The 19,182-nt window shown below is 73.1% G+C and carries 19 protein-coding genes; 10 read left to right on the forward strand and 9 right to left on the reverse strand.

Going from position 1 to position 19,182, the window contains the following annotated elements; translation table 11 throughout:
• Positions 1–150 precede the first annotated feature (150 nt).
• The 4 genes from ACZ7H1_RS22835 to ACZ7H1_RS22850 form a co-directional block, all read right to left on the reverse strand.
• Complete coding sequence (locus ACZ7H1_RS22835; RefSeq protein WP_470789116.1) at positions 151–1,065, reverse strand: amino acid ABC transporter permease; 915 nt, start codon at positions 1,063–1,065, stop codon at positions 151–153.
• Complete coding sequence (locus tag ACZ7H1_RS22840) at positions 1,062–1,736, reverse strand: amino acid ABC transporter permease (RefSeq protein ID WP_470789117.1); 675 nt, start codon at positions 1,734–1,736, stop codon at positions 1,062–1,064. The genes ACZ7H1_RS22835 and ACZ7H1_RS22840 overlap by 4 nt, the downstream gene beginning before the upstream one ends.
• Before the next feature lie 79 nt (positions 1,737–1,815).
• A complete protein-coding gene (locus ACZ7H1_RS22845; protein ID WP_470789119.1) occupies positions 1,816–2,640 on the reverse strand; it encodes a glutamate ABC transporter substrate-binding protein in 825 nt (274 codons plus the stop codon).
• Between the two features lie 73 nt (positions 2,641–2,713).
• Positions 2,714–3,499, reverse strand: coding sequence for an amino acid ABC transporter ATP-binding protein (locus ACZ7H1_RS22850; RefSeq protein ID WP_470789120.1), 786 nt, complete (start codon positions 3,497–3,499; stop codon positions 2,714–2,716).
• Between the two features lie 274 nt (positions 3,500–3,773).
• Between ACZ7H1_RS22850 and ACZ7H1_RS22855 the strand changes: the two genes are divergently transcribed.
• Together ACZ7H1_RS22855 and ACZ7H1_RS22860 are read left to right on the forward strand one after the other, a co-directional pair.
• A complete protein-coding gene (locus ACZ7H1_RS22855) occupies positions 3,774–4,484 on the forward strand; it encodes a response regulator transcription factor (RefSeq protein ID WP_470789121.1) in 711 nt (236 codons plus the stop codon).
• A 12-nt stretch (positions 4,485–4,496) separates the two neighbouring features.
• Positions 4,497–5,906 carry a sensor histidine kinase gene (locus ACZ7H1_RS22860; protein WP_470789123.1) on the forward strand — a complete coding sequence of 470 codons (1,410 nt, stop codon included), beginning with the start codon at positions 4,497–4,499 and terminating at the stop codon, positions 5,904–5,906.
• Positions 5,907–5,946: 40 nt separating this feature from the next.
• Here ACZ7H1_RS22860 and ACZ7H1_RS22865 read toward each other — a convergent pair whose 3' ends face one another.
• Both ACZ7H1_RS22865 and ACZ7H1_RS22870 read right to left on the reverse strand, forming a co-directional pair.
• Complete coding sequence (locus ACZ7H1_RS22865) at positions 5,947–8,112, reverse strand: endo-beta-N-acetylglucosaminidase (protein ID WP_470789124.1); 2,166 nt, start codon at positions 8,110–8,112, stop codon at positions 5,947–5,949.
• A 163-nt stretch (positions 8,113–8,275) separates the two neighbouring features.
• On the reverse strand, positions 8,276–9,700 hold the full coding sequence (locus ACZ7H1_RS22870) for a glycoside hydrolase 5 family protein (protein WP_470789126.1): 1,425 nt from the start codon (positions 9,698–9,700) through the stop codon (positions 8,276–8,278).
• Between the two features lie 189 nt (positions 9,701–9,889).
• Here ACZ7H1_RS22870 and ACZ7H1_RS22875 point away from each other — a divergent pair, with 189 nt between their 5' ends.
• Together ACZ7H1_RS22875 and ACZ7H1_RS22880 are read left to right on the forward strand one after the other, a co-directional pair.
• Entirely contained in the window at positions 9,890–10,921 is a 1,032-nt protein-coding gene (locus ACZ7H1_RS22875; protein WP_470789128.1) for a LacI family DNA-binding transcriptional regulator, read from the forward strand.
• A gap of 90 nt (positions 10,922–11,011) precedes the next feature.
• A complete protein-coding gene (locus tag ACZ7H1_RS22880; protein ID WP_470789239.1) occupies positions 11,012–11,932 on the forward strand; it encodes an ROK family protein in 921 nt (306 codons plus the stop codon).
• A gap of 41 nt (positions 11,933–11,973) precedes the next feature.
• On the opposite strand, the gene ACZ7H1_RS22885 is transcribed toward ACZ7H1_RS22880, so the two are convergent.
• The gene (locus ACZ7H1_RS22885; RefSeq protein WP_470789129.1) at positions 11,974–12,984 is read right to left on the reverse strand and encodes a TAXI family TRAP transporter solute-binding subunit; all 1,011 of its coding nucleotides are present in this window, start codon (positions 12,982–12,984) and stop codon (positions 11,974–11,976) included.
• 61 nt (positions 12,985–13,045) lie between these two features.
• On the opposite strand from ACZ7H1_RS22885, the gene miaB reads away from it, so the two are divergent.
• The 3 genes from miaB to ACZ7H1_RS22900 all read left to right on the forward strand — a co-directional run bounded on the left by miaB (position 13,046) and on the right by ACZ7H1_RS22900 (position 15,713).
• Positions 13,046–14,527, forward strand: coding sequence for a tRNA (N6-isopentenyl adenosine(37)-C2)-methylthiotransferase MiaB (gene miaB, locus ACZ7H1_RS22890; RefSeq protein WP_470789130.1), 1,482 nt, complete (start codon positions 13,046–13,048; stop codon positions 14,525–14,527).
• 25 nt (positions 14,528–14,552) lie between these two features.
• Positions 14,553–14,882 (forward strand): hypothetical protein, encoded by a 330-nt coding sequence (locus ACZ7H1_RS22895; RefSeq protein WP_470789131.1) that lies wholly within the window; start codon positions 14,553–14,555, stop codon positions 14,880–14,882.
• A gap of 87 nt (positions 14,883–14,969) precedes the next feature.
• Positions 14,970–15,713 carry a class III extradiol dioxygenase subunit B-like domain-containing protein gene (locus tag ACZ7H1_RS22900; protein WP_470789133.1) on the forward strand — a complete coding sequence of 248 codons (744 nt, stop codon included), beginning with the start codon at positions 14,970–14,972 and terminating at the stop codon, positions 15,711–15,713.
• An 85-nt stretch (positions 15,714–15,798) separates the two neighbouring features.
• Here ACZ7H1_RS22900 and ACZ7H1_RS22905 read toward each other — a convergent pair whose 3' ends face one another.
• Positions 15,799–16,083, reverse strand: coding sequence for an antitoxin (locus ACZ7H1_RS22905; RefSeq protein ID WP_470789134.1), 285 nt, complete (start codon positions 16,081–16,083; stop codon positions 15,799–15,801).
• Positions 16,084–16,107: 24 nt separating this feature from the next.
• Entirely contained in the window at positions 16,108–16,326 is a 219-nt protein-coding gene (locus tag ACZ7H1_RS22910; protein ID WP_470789135.1) for a gliding motility protein, read from the reverse strand.
• 183 nt (positions 16,327–16,509) lie between these two features.
• Here ACZ7H1_RS22910 and miaA point away from each other — a divergent pair, with 183 nt between their 5' ends.
• The 3 genes from miaA to dapF all read left to right on the forward strand — a co-directional run bounded on the left by miaA (position 16,510) and on the right by dapF (position 19,044).
• Positions 16,510–17,448 (forward strand): tRNA (adenosine(37)-N6)-dimethylallyltransferase MiaA, encoded by a 939-nt coding sequence (gene miaA / locus ACZ7H1_RS22915; protein WP_470789136.1) that lies wholly within the window; start codon positions 16,510–16,512, stop codon positions 17,446–17,448.
• 103 nt (positions 17,449–17,551) lie between these two features.
• Positions 17,552–18,043, forward strand: a complete 492-nt coding sequence (locus tag ACZ7H1_RS22920) for a hypothetical protein (RefSeq protein ID WP_470789241.1) — start codon at positions 17,552–17,554, stop codon at positions 18,041–18,043.
• Positions 18,044–18,168: 125 nt separating this feature from the next.
• A complete protein-coding gene (dapF, locus tag ACZ7H1_RS22925) occupies positions 18,169–19,044 on the forward strand; it encodes a diaminopimelate epimerase (RefSeq protein ID WP_470789138.1) in 876 nt (291 codons plus the stop codon).
• The last annotated feature ends 138 nt before the right edge of the window (positions 19,045–19,182 follow it).

Genomic DNA, 19,182 nt, shown 5'->3' on the forward strand with positions numbered 1-19,182 from the left:
AACACGCACTCCCGACTCGCTATTTCTTGCTTCTGCGGGGGATGGGAGGCGCCGGCGGTTGGCAGGGGGGGGGCGCCCCCCCCCCGCGGTCGCCCCCCCCCCCCCCCCCCCCCCCCACCACACGGGTCACTTCTGCATCCTGAGTCCGGGTCAGGCCTTGTCGACCGGTCCGGAGGCGGGGCCGGCCGGACCGGGGGTCGCCGACATCTCCTCGACGTCCTCCGGGTGCAGGACCGCGCCCGTGCTCTTCTTCGAGGCGCGCAGCCGCTTCTCGAGCCAGGAGGCGAAGGTCGTGAGGACGAAGTTCACCGCGATGTAGATCAGCGCGATCACCACGAGCGTGGCGATGGTGTTGGCGCCGTAGTTGGCCGGGATCGTGCGGTACTGCGACATCAGGTCGCCGATGCCCAGGACGGCGCCGCCGAGTGCGGTGTCCTTGAGGATCACGACCAGCTGGCTGACCAGCGCGGGGAGCATGGCGGTCACAGCCTGCGGGAGCAGGATGAACTGCATGATCTGGCCCTTGCGCATGCCGATCGCCTTGGCCGCGTCGGTCTGCCCGTTCGGGAGGGACAGGATGCCGGCCCGGACGATCTCGGCGATGACCGACGCGTTGTAGAGCACGAGGCCGGTGACCACCGCGTAGAGCGGGCGGACGTCCGAGCTGACGTTCGTGAACTGTACGAACAGCTGGTTGCCGAAGATCATCAGCATCAGCACGGGGATGGACCGGAAGAACTCGACGACCGCGCCGACCGGGACCCGTACCCACGCGTGGTCGGAGAGCCGGCCGATGCCCAGAAGCGCACCCACCGGCAGGGCGATCACGATCGCGAGCGCCGCGGCCTTGAGCGTCTCGCCGAGGCCGGGCAGCAGGTACGTCGTCCAGATCTGTCCGTCCGCTACGAACGGCTTCCACTTGTCCGCGTCCAGCTGGCCCTTGTCCGCCATGACGGACAGAATCCACCACAGTGCCGCCGCGCAGGCGAGGACGAACACGACCGCCGTGATCAGGTTGCGCCGCCGGGCCTTGGGCCCGGGCGTGTCGTACAGCACGGAGCTCATCGCTTCACCGCCACTCGCTTGGCCACCCAGCCGAGGATCAGTCCGGTCGGGAGGGTGAGAACGATGAACCCGAAGGCGAAGACGGCGAAGACGGCGAAGAGCGCGTCGGCCTCGTTCTCGATCATTTCCTTCATCAGCAGGGCCGCCTCGGCGACGCCGATCGCGGCCGCCACCGTGGTGTTCTTGGTCAGGGCGATCAGTACGTTCGCCAGCGGCGCGACCACCGCGCGGAACGCCTGCGGCAGCACGATGAGGGTCAGCACCTGGAAGAAGTTCAGACCCAGCGCACGAGCGGCTTCGGCCTGGCCCTGCGGGACGGTGTTGATGCCCGAGCGCAGCGCCTCGCACACGAAGGTTCCGGTGTACGCGATGAAGCCGAGGACGGCGAGCCGGAAGCCCTTCTCCTCGAAGGTGTCGCCGCCGAGCTCGATGCCGAGGGTCGAGCCCAGGCCCAGCGAGCAGGCAACGATCACCAGCGTCAGCGGGGTGTTGCGCACCACGTTGACGTAGCCGGTGCCGAAGCTCCGCATCAGCGGAACGGGGCTGACCCGCATTCCGACGAGGATCGTGCCCCAGATCAGGGAGCCGATGGCCGAGTAGACGGTGAGCTGCACCGTCACCCAGAAGGCGCCGAGCACGTCGTACTGCGGATTGTCTAGAAAGTCGAACACGATTGCCCTGCGCTCTCCCCAGGATGGCCGGTGCGGCGCACCGCCGGTGGTAGGCCGGCGGCGCGCCGCACCGTTTCGGTCAGCTGCCCTCGGTGATCTTCGGGGCCGGCTCGTTCTTGTAGTTCGCCGGGCCGAAGTTGGCCTTCACGGCCTTCTCCCACTCACCGCTGTCGACCATCTTCTTCAGGGCGGCGTTGATCTTGGTCTGGAGCTCCTTGTCGCCCTTCTTCAGACCGATGCCGTAGTTCTCGTCGCTCATGGACAGGCCCACGAGCTTGAACTTGCCCTGGTGGGCGGGCTGGGCGGCGTAGCCGGCCAGGATGGAGGCGTCGGTGGTGAGGGCGTCGACGGACTTGTTCTCCAGACCGGTCAGGCACTCGGAGTAGCCGCCGACCTGCTGCAGGTCGGCCTTGGGGGCCAGCTTCTCCTTGACGTTCTGAGCCGAGGTCGAGCCGGCGACCGAGCACAGCTTCTTGCTGTTGAGGTCCTCGGGCTTGGTGATGGAGTTGTCGTCGGCGCGGACCAGCAGGTCCTGGTGGGTCAGGAAGTACGGACCCGCGAAGTCGACCTCCGCCTTGCGCTTGTCGTTGATCGAGTAGCTCGCGACGATGAACTTGACGTCACCGTTCTTGATCAGGTTCTCGCGCTCGGCCGAGACGGCCTGCTTGAACTCGACCTTCTTGTAGCCGAGCTCCTTGGCCACGTAGTTCGCCACGTCGACGTCGAAGCCGGTGTACTTGCCGTCCGGCGTCTTCAGGCCGAGGCCCGGCTGGTCGAACTTGATGCCGACGACGACCGAGTCGCCGCCCGCGGAGCCCTTGTCGTCGCCGTTGCCACACGCGGTGGCAGTCAGGGCGAGGGCGACGACCGCGGCGGCCGCCGCGCCGGCCTTGGAAACCTTCATGGTGAACTTCCCTCGGGTGAGACGTTGTTGACGTTGCGCATACTGCTGACCGGATCAGTACCAGAAGGAACGGTCAGTGGTGCAGGATCTTCGAAAGGAAGTCCTTCGCACGGTCGCTGCGGGGGTTGCTGAAGAACTGCTCGGGCGTGGCCTCTTCGACGATCTTGCCGTCGGCCATGAAGACGACCCGATTGGCCGCCGACCGGGCGAATCCCATCTCGTGGGTGACGACGACCATGGTCATGCCCTCGCGGGCGAGCTGCTGCATGACCTCCAGGACCTCGTTGATCATCTCCGGGTCCAGCGCCGAGGTGGGCTCGTCGAACAGCATCACCTTCGGGTCCATGGCCAGGGCGCGGGCGATCGCCACGCGCTGCTGCTGGCCGCCCGAGAGCTGCGCGGGGTACTTGTCCGCCTGGCTGCCCACGCCCACGCGGTCGAGCAGGGCACGGGCCTTCTCGATCGCCGCGGGACCGTCCGCCTTGCGGACCTTGAGCTGACCCAGCGTGACGTTCTCCAGCACGGTCTTGTGTGCGAAGAGGTTGAACGACTGGAACACCATGCCGACGTCGGCGCGCAGCCGGGCCAGTTCACGTCCCTCGGACGGCAGTTCCTTGCCGTCGATGGTGATCGTGCCGGAGTCGATGGTCTCCAGGCGGTTGATGGTTCGGCACAACGTCGACTTGCCGGATCCGGACGGGCCGATCACGACCACGACCTCGCCGCGGGCGATGCTCAGATCGATGTCCTGGAGCACGTGCAGCGCGCCGAAATGCTTGTTGACGTTGCTCAGTACGACCAGGCTGTCGGCGACAGGCGCCGCGTCGTTCGTGCCCTTGTCCACTGATACTCCGCTCATCGGCTTCTTGCTCCGTCCTCCTCGGTTGGAAGGACAGTAGTGAGACCGTGAGCGCAGCGTCATCACATCTGAGCGAGAATTGAGCATAACGATACGGCCTCGGCCCGGCACTCTGTGTGAACGCGGGCCGTGTACTCGTACCGGGTGCATAACGGAAGACGCGCCGGAGCGGAACCCCCTTGACGTGGGGCTCTTCATCAGCGTGGATGCATGGTGGCCCTTACGTGACCAGGTGAGGGCCGGAGCAAGAACACATCCGGAGAGGGGGACCCCTGTGAGACTTCTGCTCGTCGAGGACGACGACCACGTCGCGGCGGCCCTGTCCGCGATCCTCGCGCGCCACGGCTTCCAGGTGGTGCACGCCCGCAGCGGCGAAGAGGCGCTCCAGGCACTGCTGCCCGCCGGAGCCCCGCCCTCCGCACCGCCCTTCGGAGTGATCCTCCTCGACCTCGGCCTGCCCGACCAGGACGGCTACGAGGTCTGCGGCAAGATCCGCAAGCGCACCGCCACCCCGGTGATCATGGTGACCGCGCGCGGCGACGTGCGCTCCCGGATCCACGGGCTGAACATGGGCGCCGACGACTACGTCGTCAAGCCGTACGACACCGGCGAGCTGCTCGCCCGCATCCACGCCGTCAGCCGGCGCACCGCGGGCGCCGACGACCCCGGCCAGGCCACCGGCACCGTGGTCCGCCTCGGCCCGGTCGGCATCGAGCTGCCCACCCGCCGCGTCACCGTCGACGGCGTCGACGTACCGCTCACCCGCAAGGAGTTCGACCTGCTCGCGCTGCTCGCCCAGCGGCCCGGTGTCGTCTTCCGCCGGGAGCAGATCATCAGCGAGGTCTGGCGCACCAGCTGGGAGGGGACCGGCCGCACGCTCGAAGTGCACGTCGCCTCGCTCCGCTCCAAGCTGCGCATGCCCGCGCTCATCGAGACGGTCCGCGGCGTCGGCTACCGGCTCGTCGCCCCGACCTCCGCCCCCTGACGGCCTCCCGCGGTGCGCACCCGGCTGCTCCCCCTGCTCGTCATCCTGATGGCGGGCGTGCTGCTCGCGCTCGGCTTCCCGCTCGCGGTCAGCCTCGCGGCCGCCCAGCAGCAGCACGTCGTCGTCGACCGGATCGACGACACCGCGCGGTTCGCGGCGCTCGCGCAGTTCGTCAAGGACGCGGAGGCCAGGGGATCCGAGGGCACCGACGAGCGCCGGGAGACCCTCCAGTTCGAGCTGGCGCGCTATCAGGAGCTGTACGGGATCCGGGCCGGCGTCTTCCTCCGCGACGACAACGCCATGGCCAGGGCCCCCGGCTGGTGGAACCTCCCCGAGACCGGGCAGGGCCGCCGCGCCTTCGAGGAGGCACTCGCCGGCCGCCGCAGCCACGACCCGCCCCAGGTGTGGCCCTGGCAGCACCACGGCCGGCTCGTCGTCGCCTCCCCGGTGGTCCTGGACGGAGACGTCGTCGCCGTCGTGGTCACCGACTCGCCGACCGGGCAGATGCGGTCCCGGATCCTGAGCGGGTGGCTGCTCATCGGCGCCGGGCTCGCCGCCGCGATGCTGGTGGCCTTCGGCGCGGCCCTGCGGCTGACGAGCTGGGTCCTGCGGCCCGTACGGATCCTCGACGCGGCCACGCACGACATCGCGACCGGCCGGCTCAACTCCCGCGTCGCGGCTTCCGGTGGCCCGCCGGAACTCCGGCGCCTGGCCCGCTCGTTCAACGAGATGGCCGACAACGTCGAAGAAGTGCTGGAGCAGCAGCGGGCCTTCGTCGCCGACGCCTCGCACCAGCTGCGCAACCCCCTCGCCGCGCTGCTCCTGCGCATCGAGCTGCTCGCCCTGGAACTGCCCGAGGGCAACGAGGAAATCGCCTCGGTGCGCACGGAGGGCAAGCGGCTGGCCCAGGTGCTCGACGACCTGCTGGACCTGGCCCTGGCCGAGCACGCCTCCGCCGAGACCTCCCTCGTCGACATCGGCGCGCTCGCGGGCGAACGCGTCACGGCCTGGCGCCCGTACGCCGAGGAGAAGGGCGTACGGCTGACCGGAACCGGGTTGGCCGCCGTCACCGGGTGGGCCGATCCCATCGCGCTGTCCAGCGCGCTCGACGCCGTCATCGACAACGCGCTCAAGTTCACCCCCTCGGGAGAAGAGGTCACGGTCGGCGTCGGGGTCGAGGGGCTCCGCGCCACCGTCGTGGTCAGCGACCGCGGACCGGGCCTGACCAAAGAGGAGCTGGAGCGCATCGGCGACCGCTTCTGGCGCAGCGGCCGGCACCAGAACGTCAAGGGATCCGGGCTCGGCCTGTCGATCTCCCGTGCCTTGCTCGCCAAGAGCGGCGGGTCCCTCTCGTACGAGACGAACCCGCCGCACGGCCTCCGGGTCACGGTCGCCGTCCCCCGCACTCCGCCCGGAGCCTGACCGGGCGCCCGCAGGGCGCGGGCGCGCGGCTGCCGGACCGCTACCAGGCGTACGCCGTGCGCGCCGGGCCCGAGGCCGTGTACAGCACGCCCACCGCCCGCACCTCGAACAGCGCGGCGCGCTCGCGGCCAGCCCGCGCGACCCCCGGCACGTACAGGGCCGTACCGCTCGTGCCGCCGAGGAAGCGGCGGCCGCCGTCCGGCAGCACCCGGTGCAGCTCGTAGTGGCGGACCGGGCCGGGGGAGCGGGTCCACGAAAGCCGCAGAGCCGCCGTCGCGCCCTCGCGGGCCGCCGCGTCCACCCGCAGGACCGGCGGTGCGGACGGACGCACGGCGGCGTTCCGGACCGCAAGAGCGCCGAGCCGCCAGCGCACCGGCTGCCCGCCGCGCCCCGTCAGCCGGACCGCCAGCCCGTGCGCGGTCGTCCCGGCGAGCGCGGCCAGCGGCACCCGGCGGGTGTGCCAGCCGCGGCCCGCGCCCGGGGCCCCGGCGGGCAGCCAGGTGTACGGGACCGGCTCTCCGGGACCCGCCGCCTCCCGGGTCGCCACGCCGACCTCCACGGTGACCGCCCCGGCCACGGTCTTGTGGGTGAGCTCCAGGACGGTGTGCAGGGAGAGCGGCAGCCGGGTGGCGTACAGCTCCACGGTCGCCGGCATGCTCGCCTCCCCCTCGACGAGCAGGCTGGAGCCGCCGCGCCAGGCGTCCGCGAAGTCCAGGGTGACGGACGGCTGCGGGCCGCCCGACGGCACCGCCCGGCGGCGTCCCGGCAGCACGTCCTGGAGGCCGAGGTGGTTCCAGGGCGCGGGCGAGGCGACGTTGCCCCGCTCGTACCAGCGCTCCCCGTGGCCGGTGTTGAAGCTGGTCGCGAACGGCAGCGCGGTGACGGTGGACCGGTCGGCGACCACCGCGGCGGGCGCCAGCCAGCCGGCCGGGGCCGCTGGACCGCCCGCGCCGTCTGCGCCGCCGACACTGCCTGCGCCGGCCGCGTCGCCTACTTCGCCCGGACCGTACGGGGCCCCGCCGGCGCCGGTCCAGAAGCGGTCGTCGGCCGCGTGGAAGGCCCCCGGGCTGCGGTCGGCGAGGTGGTTGCGGGTCCACTCGGGGCGGTAGAAGGCGAAGCCGGTCACGTGCCCGCGCCCGCGCGGCACGAACGCCTCCCAGTCCACCGGGGAGTCCCAGCCCCGGGACTCGACGTCCACCCCCGCCCACAGCTCGTACCGGCTGCGGCCGATCCGGTCCGCCAGCGCGCCGGACGCGGCCAGGCTCTTCGCCGTCCAGCGGAAGTCGACGAACATGCCGTCCGCGACCGTCCCGGCGCGGTCCTCGAAGAACGCGCGGTTGTGCTCGTTGAGCGCGCCCTGCCAGGCCACCCGGCCGGACGCGGTCATCGCGTCGTACCAGGTGATCCGCAGGCCTTCCGGTTCCCCGGCCGCGCGCAGCGCGCGCAGGAACCGGCGCATCCGGCCGGCCAGTTCACCGTCGCCGCCGTCGGTCTCGGCGTTCACGAACCAGCCGTCGAAGCCGTACGCCCGTGCGACCTGCGCCAGCTTCTCGGCCAGCGGGTAGCGGCCCAGGGCGTCGCGCTGCACCAGCTCGCGCGTCCACCGCAGGTCGCCCCCGTACGCCACGGGCGGCAGGAAGACGTTGCCGAGCACGCGCACCCCGTGGCGGTGCGCCGCGTCCACCACGGGCGCGGTCGGAGCGAGGATGATCCCCTCGCCCGACGAGCCGCCCCAGAAGACCAGTTCGTCGATGTACGCCCAGTGCCCGAACGCGTAGAAGTCGGCGGTCGGAGCGCCCTGCGCCGGATGGCCCGCGGTCCCCCCGAACGACACGAGCGAGGCGATCCCCGCCTGGCCGGCGCGGGCACCGGCGTGCAGCGGGACGGGCGTGAACCGCTCGGCGAGCGGAACGCTCGCGGTGTTGTACGCGAGGTCCGGATCGGACTCGGGGGCCCACTCCTTCAGCGACCGCCACACGATGCCGGGTCCCGGGGTGCCCTGGGGCAGCGAGTCGGGGAACCAGTACGAGGCGTACGGCGCGAGGTCCGGCGGCGGCACCCGGCCCGGGTCCGCGGACCCGCCGGAGGCGCGCGCGGCGCCCGGCGTGCACAGCGCGGCGGCGGCCCCCGCCCCGGCGGCCAGCAGCCGGCGGCGGGTCGGAGGTAACGGGCGGCGGGCGTCGCCGCCGTGGTCGGTCGCGGGCATGCGTGACTCCTCGGAAGGGGAGGGCGAAAGGAGACGGTTGACAGGCACGGGAGCGGCAGCGGGACGTGTACGGGCAGTGGAACCGGAACGGGCCGTACGGGTACGGAATCCGACGGGTGGAACGGGTGGACACGTGCGAGGCGGCACCCCGCGCGCGGGGCGCTCAGCCGGCCTCGGACGGGGTGACCAGCGCCGTGATGCCGCGGGCGGCCAGGTGCGCCCGGTCGTCCGCCCGGTCGGCCAGGACCACGGCCGGGCGGACCCCGGACGCGGTCAGCCGGGCCCAGGCCTCGAAGAACACACCGCCGGGGGCGCACACCGACCGGCCCGGCGCGGCCTCGGCACCCCCGACGTCGAGGACCAGGGCCGTGGTCCGCGGCGCCGGGTGGTGGGCGCGGCCGCGCCACTGCCCGGCGATCCGCGCCAGGGCCTCGCCCGCCGGCTTCGGCTTCCGGTCGTTGTCCAGCAGTCCGAGGCCGTACTCCAGCTCGGGGAAGTCGGCCAGCTCGCGCGAGACGTCGTGCGAACACCACCAGGTCACGCCCCATACGTCCGGGCAGTCCAGCGCGTTGGCCAGGGTCGCGGAGGCGAAGGCGGCCGCGTGCCGGGGACCGATCAGCGGGGCCGGGGCGCCGACCTCCTGGAGCCACACCGGACGCCGGGGGTCCGCCGCCCAGGCCTTGGACAGCTCGATCAGATAGGCGGCGTGGTGCTCGGTGGCCGTACCGGTACGGCCGTGGCGCTGCGCCGTGCCGTTGAACACCCAGGAGTGGACGGCGGTCGCCGCGCCCAGCCGGGCCGCGTGGCCCGGGGTGAAGGGATGTCCGTCCCGGTACCAGACGGCGTCGTACCCCGCGTGCAGGTGGAACCGGCCCGGCGCCCCCGCCTCGCACGCTGCGAGCATCCGCTGCAGCCAGGCGCCCGCCTGGTCGCGGGTGATCCGGTCGGGGTCCGGGTGCGGGTCGTCCGCGAACTGGTCGATCTCGTTGCCGACCGTCATCCCCAGGAAGTTCGGCCGCCCGGCCAGGGCCACGGCGAGCGTGCGCAGGTACTCCTCCTGCGCCGCGACCACCTCCCGGTCGGTGAAGATGCTGCGCCGGTGCCAGGTCCGGGTCCACGCGGGCAGGAAGTCGAAGCTCGACAGGTGCCCCTGCAGCCCGTCCACGGCGACGTCGAGACCGCGCTCGGCGGCCGCGTCCGCGAGCTGCACCAGCTGTGCCACGGCGCGCGGCCGGATCAGGGTGCGGTTGGGCTGGAAGAGCGGCCAGAGCGGGAAGACCCTGACGTGGTCGAGGCCGAGCGCGGCGACCGAGTCGAGGTCGGCCCGCACCGCGTCGAGGTCGAAGTCGAGCCAGTGGTGGAACCACCCCTGGGAGGGGGTGTAGTTCACGCCGAAGCGCAGGGTCCTGCCGGTCCGGTCACCGGCGTCCGCCCGGGGCCAGTCCGCCCGGGGTCTGCCCGCATCCTGGCCGCCTGCGTCCCGGCCGCGCGCGTCCCGCCCGCCCGCTTCCCGTACGCCTGCGTACGCGTCGCGCGCGTCGCCCCCGTCGTCCGTGGGCCCGTCGTCCGTCCCGTGCCTGTCCGCCATCCGCCGCTCCCTCGTCCGGGGACGCCCGGGGATGCCCGGGGGCGCCCGAGGATGCCCGTTCACGCACCGGGACGTCGGCGGACGTCCCGGGTCCGGATGAAACGGAGTGCCGCCACCCGGGGACTGCCGGTACTAAAGCGCTTAAGCTCTGCGGGCACAAGGGGCCCCTGCCGACCGGAGGACGAGGCCATGCCGCGCAGACCCACCATCAAGGACATCGCCCGCCGGGCCGGGGTGTCGCAGAGCGCCGTGTCCTTCGCGCTCAACGACCGGCCGGGCGTCTCCCCGGACACCCGGGCCCGGATCCGCCGGCTCGCCGAGGAACTGGGCTGGCAGCCCAACAGCGCGGCCCGCGCGCTGTCCGGTGAACGCGCCGGAGCGGTCGGCCTGGTCCTCGCCCGGCCCGCGCAGACCCTGGGCGTCGAGTCCTTCTTCCTCCAGCTGGTCTCCGGTATCCAGGAGGTCTTCGCGCAGGCCCGAACCGCCCTGCTGTTCCAGGTGGCCGGATCCCTGGAGGAGGAGTGCGCCCTCTACCGGCGCTGGTGGGCCGAACGCCGCGTGGACGGCGTCCTCGTCGTCGACCCCCGCACCGAGGACCCGCGCCCCGCGCTGCTCGCCTCGCTCGGCCTGCCCGCCGTCGCGATCGGCGAGACCCGGCAGCCGCCCGGACTCTCCTCGGTCTGGGCCGACGACGCCCGCGCGATGGCCTGCGTGCTCGGACACCTCCACGCGCTGGGCCACCGGCGGATCGTGCACGTCGCCGGGCTGCCCGAACTCGCCCACACCGACAGCCGGATCCGCACCCTGGAGAGGGAGGCGGCCCGGCTCGGCCTGGATCCCGGGGACGTGCGCTCCGTCGTCACCGACTACTCCGACGCCGAGGGCGCCCGGGCCACCCGGGAGGTGCTCGACTCCCCGGCGCCGCCCACCGCGATCGTCTACGACAACGACGTGATGGCGGTGGCGGGGCTGGCCGTCGCGGCCGGCCGGGGGATCCCCGTACCCGACCGGCTGTCCATCCTGGCCTGGGACGACTCGCTGCTCTGCCGGGTCACCCACCCTCCGCTGACGGCCCTCGTCCGGGACACCCCCGGCTTCGGCCGGCTGGCCGCCCGCGAACTGCTCGACGTGCTGTCGGGCACCCCGCCGCGTGCCGTGGAGGGCGAGCTGCCGCGGCTCGAGCCCCGCGGGAGCACCGCCCCGCCGGCGCGCGCATATTGATTCCGACCGTCCTCAGGAGACCCCGTGACCACCCCCGCCTCCACCGTCCCCACCCCGCGCGCCACCTTCGGCGCCGCCGCCGGGACCACCGTGGCCATCGACATCGGCGGTACGAAGATCGCCGGCGCCCTGGTCCGCCCGGACGGGACGATGAGCGCCGGAGCGCGCCGCCCCACCCCGCGCGGCACCGGCCCCGAGGCCGTCATGGCGGCCGTCGCGGCCGTCGTCGCCGAGCTCGCGGCCGACCCGCTGTGGTCCTCCGTCGAGCGCTGCGGCATCGGCAGCGCGGGCCCGGTCGACGCGTCCCGGGGCACGGTCAGCCCGGTCAACATCGGCGCGTGGCGCGACTTCCCCGTACTCGCCCGCACCTCGGCGGAGCTGGTCCGGCACGGCGCGGACGTTCCCGCCGTCCTGGTCGGGGACGGGGTGGCCATGACGGCCGCCGAACACCTGCTGGGCGCGGCCCGCGGCCACGACAACGCGCTGTGCCTGGTCGTCTCGACGGGCGTGGGCGGCGGCCTGGTCCTCGGCGGCCGGCTCCACCCGGGTCCCACCGGCAACGCGGGCCACATCGGTCACATCTCGGTGGCTTTCGACGGAGACCCGTGCGCCTGCGGCGGGCGCGGCTGCGTCGAATCCATCGCGTCCGGCACCGCCATCGCCCGCTGGGCCCTCGCCCAGGGCTGGACCGGCGCCGACCCCACGGCCGCCGGAGTGGCCCAGGCCGCCCGCGAGGGCGATCCGGTCGCACGGGCCGCCTTCGACCGCGCCGGGCGGGCCCTGGCCGCGGCGATCGCGGCCACCGCCACGCTGGTCGAGACCGACATCGCGGTCGTCGGCGGAGGCGTCGCCACCGCCGGGGACGTGCTCTTCGGTCCGCTGCGCGCACACCTCGCGTCGTACGCGACGCTGTCCTTCGTGAGCGGCCTCACGGTCGTCCCGGCCGCACTCGGCACCTCCGCGGGCCTCATCGGCGCGGCAGCCGCCGCCGTAGAGCTGCTGCCCGCCTGACGGACTTCCGCCCGGGCGTACGGCAGCGCGTCCCGCCGGGGTTACGGCTTCGCGGACCGGTAGTAGCGCGCCGCGCCCTCGTGCAGCTCCAGCGGATCCGTGTAGATCGCCGTCCGCAGGTCCACCAGCTGCGCCGCGTGCACGTCCAGCCCGATCCGGTCACGGCTGCCGATCACCGTCCGGGTCAGCGCCTCGGTCAGGTCCGCGTCCGTGCGGTCCGTGGTGACGAGCAGGTTCGGCACCGCGAGCGTCGGGACGCCCGAGCCGTTCTGCGCCCGCGGGTACGCCTCCTGCGGCACCACCGCGGCCCTGTAGTACCGGGCCGGGGTCCCGCTCCGCTGCAGCTCCTTGATCAGGTCGCCCAGCTGCACCAGCCGGATGCTGGTGCGCTCCGACAGCGCCTTCACGGGGTTCGTGGGCAGGCCTCCCGACCAGAAGAACGCGTCGATCCGGCCCGCCTCCAGCTCCGTCGGCATCGTGTCGATCCCTATGGACACCGGTGTGATGTCCGTCGCGGGGTCCAGCTTCGCCGCCGCGAGGAGCCGCTCGGCGATCAGCCGCACCCCCGACCCCGGCTGCCCGATGGCCACGCGCTTGCCGCGCAGGTCCTTCGCCGACTCGATCCGGGCCTGGTTGAGGACCACCAGCTGGACGTAGTCGTCGTACAGCCGCGCGCACCCGCGCAGCCGGTCGGCGCCGGGCAGGTCGTCCTGGCGGTACTTCGAGACCGCGTCCGCCGTGGCGATGGTGAAGTCCGCCTGCCCCGTCGCGATGCGTTGCAGGTTCTGCCGGGACCCCTCGCTGCTCAGCAGCGTGACGTCCACCTTGGGCAGGTCGTGCGCGAGCTCCTGCTCCAGCAGCTCGCCGTAGAGCTGGTAGACGCCCGTGCGCGCACCGGTGCTGAAGGTCAGCGGCCCCTGCGGCTCCTGCTTCCCGGCCGGCACCAGCCACCACAGCAGGAGGCCGAACACAGCGAATCCGGCCACCGCGCCCAGCAGGGCGCGACGCCTGCTGGTCCGGAACCGGGGGAGCCGGGGGAGTGCGGGGGGCATGCTCGCGATCCTGCCAGCCGCCGCGGCACATGTCACGGTCGGGCCCCTTTACCCTGGACAGGTGACGAAGACGTACGAGGTGCGCACCTACGGGTGCCAGATGAATGTGCACGACTCCGAGCGGCTCTCCGGTCTCCTGGAGGGCGCGGGCTACGTCCGCGCGCCCGAGGGCGCCGACGGGGACGCGGACGTCGTCGTCTTCAACACCTGCGCGGTGCGTGAGAACGCCGACAACAAGCTCTACGGCAACCTCGGCCGCCTCGCCCCCATGAAGACCAAGCGGCCCGGCATGCAGATCGCCGTCGGCGGCTGCCTGGCCCAGAAGGACCGCGACACCATCGTCAAGCGGGCCCCGTGGGTCGACGTGGTCTTCGGCACGCACAACATCGGCAAGCTGCCCGTCCTCCTGGAGCGCGCCCGCATCCAGGAAGAGGCGCAGATCGAGATCGCCGAGTCGCTGGAGGCCTTCCCCTCCACCCTGCCGACCCGCCGCGAGTCCGCCTACGCCGCCTGGGTCTCGATCTCCGTCGGCTGCAACAACACCTGCACGTTCTGCATCGTCCCCGCCCTGCGAGGCAAGGAGGAGGACCGCCGGCCCGGCGACATCCTCGCCGAGATCGAGACGCTGGTCTCCGAAGGCGTCTCCGAGATCACCCTGCTCGGCCAGAACGTCAACGCCTACGGCTCCGACCTCGGCGACCGCGAGGCCTTCTCGAAGCTGCTGCGCGCCTGCGGCCAGGTCGAGGGCCTGGAGCGGGTCCGCTTCACCTCGCCCCACCCGCGCGACTTCACCGACGACGTCATCGCCGCGATGGCCGAGACGCCGAACGTCATGCCGCAGCTGCACATGCCGCTGCAGTCCGGCTCGGACACGATCCTGAAGGCCATGCGCCGCTCGTACCGGCAGGAGCGGTTCCTCGGGATCATCGAGAAGGTGCGCGCAGCGATCCCGCACGCCGCCATCTCCACCGACATCATCGTGGGCTTCCCCGGCGAGACCGAGGAGGACTTCGAGCAGACGATGCACACGGTCCGCGAGGCCCGCTTCGCGAACGCCTTCACCTTCCAGTACTCCAAGCGCCCCGGCACCCCGGCCGCCGACATGGAGAACCAGATCCCCAAGGAGGTCGTCCAGGAGCGCTACCTGCGCCTGGTCGCCCTCCAGGAGGAGATCTCCTGGGAGGAGAACAAGAAGCAGGTCGGCCGCGTCCTGGAGGTCATGGTCGCGGAGGGCGAAGGCCGCAAGGACGGGGCCACGCACCGCCTCTCCGGCCGCGCCCCGGACAACCGCCTGGTCCACTTCACCCAGCCGGAGACCGAGGTCCGCCCCGGCGACGTCGTGACCGTCGAGATCACGTACGCCGCGCCGCACCACCTGCTCGCCGAGGGCCCGACGACCCGGGTCCGGCGCACCCGCGCGGGCGACGCCTGGGAGAAGCGGAACGCCGCCCCGGCGCAGCCCGCCGGCGTTATGCTCGGCCTGCCGGCCATCGGCGTACCCGCACCGCTGCCCGCCGCCACGGGTGGTTGCTCCATCAACTGACAGCAATCACCGGGGGGACCGGAGCATGGGCCAGTGGATCATCACGCAGCACTCGACGAACGCGACGGCCATGCACGACTCGGGGCACGCGGAGACCGTCGCGACGCTCGACGGCTCCCGCGAGGAGGCCGAGCAGGCGCTGCTGCAGGCGGCGCACACCGCCGGGCCGGACCTGATCTTCCGTGAGCGCAGGCGGGAGATCTACCGGCGGCTGGACGGCTCGTACTACGTACGGATCTCGAACCGGACCTCGACCCACCACCTGGTGTTCCGGGCGGCGGAGCTGGTCTGGGACTCGCAGCAGTCGCATCCGCAGCAGTCGCATCCGCAGCCGCCCGAGGACGCCGTGCCCTGAGACCGGCGCAGCCCGGTGCGGAACGGCATCCGCGCCGGGCGCGCTGCCGGATCCCGGGTCCGTCCGAGGCGTACTACGCTGCGGATCATGCTCGTAGCCGCTGCCGTATGCCCGTGCCCGCCCCTGCTCGTGCCGCAGGTCGCGGCCGGGGCGGCCGAAGAACTCGCCGACGCGCGGACCGCATGCTCCGACGCCCTCGCGGTCCTCGCCGCGTCCCGGCCCGACCTGCTGGTCGTGGTCGGGCCCGCCGGACCGCAGGGCCGCGGACCGCACCCGCAGGGCGCCCGCGGCTCCTTGCGGGGATTCGGCGTGGCCGCCGACGTGGTCCTGGGCGCGGCCCCCGGGCCCGGGAAGGAAGCCGAGCCGGCCGGGGAAAGCCCGGAAGGCCGCGACCTGCCCGCCTCCCTGGTCGTGGCCGCCTGGCTGCTCGACCACACGGCGTGGTCGGCCGCCCCCGTCGAGGGGTTGGGCGTCGCCGAAGACCTGTCCACCGAGGCGTGCCTGGCGACGGGCCGCGAACTCGCGGACCGGGCAGACCGCGTCGCGCTCCTGGTGATGGGCGACGGCAGCGCCTGCCGCACGCTCAAGGCCCCCGGCTACCTCGACGAGCGAGCCGCGCCCTTCGACGCGGCGGCCGCCCGTGCACTGGGCTCGGCGGACACCGCGGCGCTGGCGGCCGTCGACGCGGAGCTCGCCTCCGCGGTGCAGGCCGCGGGCCGCGCGCCCTGGCAGGTGCTCGCGGGCGCGGCCGAAGCAGCCGGCCTCGACGGCCGACTGCTCTTCGAGGACGCGCCGTACGGAGTGGGCTACTTCGTGGCCGCCTGGTCCTAGCCCGCGAGGGCGGCGAACAGAAACGGGAAAGGGGCGCGGGGTCACTCCCCGCGCCCCTTTCGCCGTGGACGGCGTCGCGTCGGCGTCAGGGGGCCGTCGGGCCGCTGCCCGGGCCGCTGCCCGGGGTGGTGCCCGGAGTGGTGCCGGGGCCACTCGGGTCGTCCTTGTGCGCGATCTTGCCCAGGGCGTCCTTCGCCTTCCCCGTGCCGCTCGCTATCTGACCGCTGTACTTGCCCTTGGTCTTGGAGTCCACGGCCTTCGCGACCTTGTCCAGGCGCTCGCCGATCGTCCCCTCGTGCTGCTGCGCGAGGTCGCCGACCTTGTCCTTCGCCGGCGCGAGCTTGGCCTTGAGATTGTCCAGCAGGCCCATGGGTCACCTTCTCTTGGCGGATACCTACCTGCGGGCGCCCTCGCCGGCCTCGCTGTCCGCCGCCTCCTCCGCCGACTGCTGCTTCGGGATCTCCACGTCTTCCGTCGTCGCGGCCCCCTCGGCGGCAGCCGCCTCGTCTTCGGCAGCTTCCGGCTCTGCGGTCAGATCCGGGGCCGGGGCCTCCTCGGCAGCTGCCTCGACGGCGTCCTTGGCCTTGCGGCGAAACCGTGCAAACACGCCCATGTCTACTCCCATAACGTTACTCGTGCGGCCGAAGTTCCGCGTCGGCGTACTGGGCCGGCCGGGCCGGCCCCAGGGGTCGGCCGCTCGCCGGGCCGACGGAACCTCGCAAGGGCAACGACCCCGCTCACGGGGCGTCACGTCGCTCGTTCGGGTAGTGGCCCGGGTGTTTGCGAGACTGGGTCGGTGAGAACTGCAGCTCCCGCACCGCGGGTCATCGCCGTCGTCGGCCCCACCGCGGCCGGAAAGTCCGATCTGGGCGTCGCCCTCGCCCGGTATTTCGGCGGCGAGGTCGTCAACGCCGACTCCATGCAGCTCTATCGCGGGATGGACATCGGCACCGCGAAGCTGACGACCGAGGAGCGCGGCGGGATCCCGCACCACCTCCTCGACGTCTGGGACGTCACCGAGACCGCCAGCGTCGCCGAGTACCAGCGGCTGGCCCGCGCCGAGATCGACCGGTTGCTCGCCGCCGGCCGCACGCCGGTGCTGGTCGGCGGCTCCGGCCTCTACGTGCGCGGGGCGATCGACGCCCTCGAGTTCCCCGGCACCGACCCGGCCGTGCGCGCCCGGCTGGAGGAGGAGCTGACCCTGCGCGGCCCCGGCGCCCTGCACGCCCGGCTCGCGGCCGCAGACCCGGCGGCCGCCGAGGCGATCCTGCCCAGCAACGGCCGCCGCATCGTCCGCGCGCTGGAGGTCATCGAGATCACCGGCCGCCCCTTCACCGCGAACCTGCCCGGCCCCGAATCCGTCTACGACTGCGTGCAGATCGGCGTCGACGTCGCCCGCCCCGAACTGGACGAGCGCATCGCCCTGCGGGTCGACCGGATGTGGGAGGCCGGACTCGTCGCAGAGGTCCGCGACCTGGAGGCCCGCGGGCTGCGCGACGGCGTCACCGCCTCCCGCGCCCTCGGCTACCAGCAGGTGCTGGCCGCCCTCGCGGGGGAGTGCACCGAGGACGAGGCGCGCGCCGAGACGGTACGGGCGACCAAGCGCTTCGCCCGCCGGCAGGACTCGTGGTTCCGCCGCGACCCGCGGGTCCACTGGCTCAGCGGGGCCGCCGCCGACCGTGGGGAACTGGCCGGACTCGCGCAGTCGTTGGTCGAACGAGCGGTTACAGCCTGATCACGTGATGGCATCGGGACGCTCCGGACGCCCGTCGGGGGTCCGCGGGCGTGCCATCATCAAACTCGGCGAAGCGAAGTCCTAGTGGGGAGGGCACGTGGCGATGGAGGCCGGCCCTCGAGACACCGGGCGCGACGGCACCGGACGGGATCCGGAGTCGGTACTTCCTGCCGTCCCCGCGGTGCCCGCCGTACTGGGGCTGCCCGCCGATTCGGACCGGCTCAGCCCCGACGGCCCCGAGCACGAGGAACCCGTCCCCGAGTTCGAGGTCGAGCTGCGGCCACAGCGCAAGCTGCGCATCTGGCAGCTGGCCCCGATCGTGATGCTGGCCGCCGCAGGCTCCCTGATGTTCGCCTTCCCCCTCGCCTTCGAGTTCGGCGACGGCGGCGCGGTCGTGGCCATGCTCGGCCTGCTGATCAGCTGCTGCGCCGGCGGCTGGGGCATGATGGCCGCCCGCCGCGTCGGCTACACCTGGCCCGGCCTGCCCGCCCGCGGCTCCGGCACCCGCCCCGACTGGCGCATCGTCGCCCTGTACGCCGCGGTGGTCCTGGCGGTCGCCTTCCTCGCCGTCCTGCGCGTCGCCCGCCTCCGCTAGCCCCCTCGCTTCCGCTGGCCCCCTCCGCCGGACCCCTCGCCTCCGCCGGGCCCCCGCCGACCGGGCCGCCGTCCACGGACCGGGCGCCCCGGCGCCGCCGCGGCCCGTCCCCGTACCATGGCCGGGTGACGAGCACACACCTCTCCTTCCTCAAGGGCCACGGGACCGAGAACGACTTCGTGATCATTCCGGACCCGGACAACGCCGTGGACCTCGCGCCCGCGACCGTCGCCAGGCTGTGCGACCGGCGCGCCGGCATCGGTGCCGACGGTGTGCTGCACGTCGTCCGCTCCGCCGCCCACCCCGAGGCGCAGGACATGGCAGCCGAGGCCGAGTGGTTCATGGACTACCGCAACAGCGACGGCTCCGTCGCCGAGATGTGCGGCAACGGCGTCCGCGTCTTCGCCCGCTACCTGCACCACGCCGGCCACGTCGAAGCCGGCGACATCGCCGTCGCCACCCGCGGCGGGATCAAGCGCGCCCACCTCGACAAGACCGGCGCCGTGACCGTCGTCATGGGCCGCGCCCTGCTCCCCGAAGGCGACGTCTCCGTCTCCGTCGGCGACCGCACCTGGCCCGCCCGCAACGTCAACATGGGCAACCCGCACGCCGTCGCCTTCGTCGACGACCTCGCCGAGGCCGGTGACCTGCTCACCGCCCCGCCGTTCAGCCCGGCCGCCGCCTACCCCACCGGCGTGAACGTCGAGTTCGTCGCCGACCGCGGCCCGCGCCACGTCGCCATGCGCGTCCACGAGCGCGGCTCGGGCGAGACCCGCTCCTGCGGCACCGGCGCCTGCGCCGTGGCCGTCGCCACCGCCCGCCGCGACGGCACCGACCCCGCCGTCACCGGACAGCCCGTCACGTACACCGTCGACGTCCTCGGCGGCACCCTCGTCATCACCGAGCAGCCCGACGGCTCCGTCGAGATGACCGGACCCGCCGTGATCGTGGCCGAAGGCGAGATCGATCCCGACTGGCTGACCGAAACGGCTTTCGGCTGAAGCTTCCCTCGAATGGGTGATCCGGTTCACGCTGAGCGAGAGCCGGACTGCGCCACGTGGTGGGGTCGGTAACATCAGACACCGGCCCAGAGGGCTCACCCCCTGCCCGTCACCGCCGGTCGATGCCGGAGGTGCCCC

Source organism: Streptomyces sp. NPDC037401 (genome assembly GCF_055602345.1).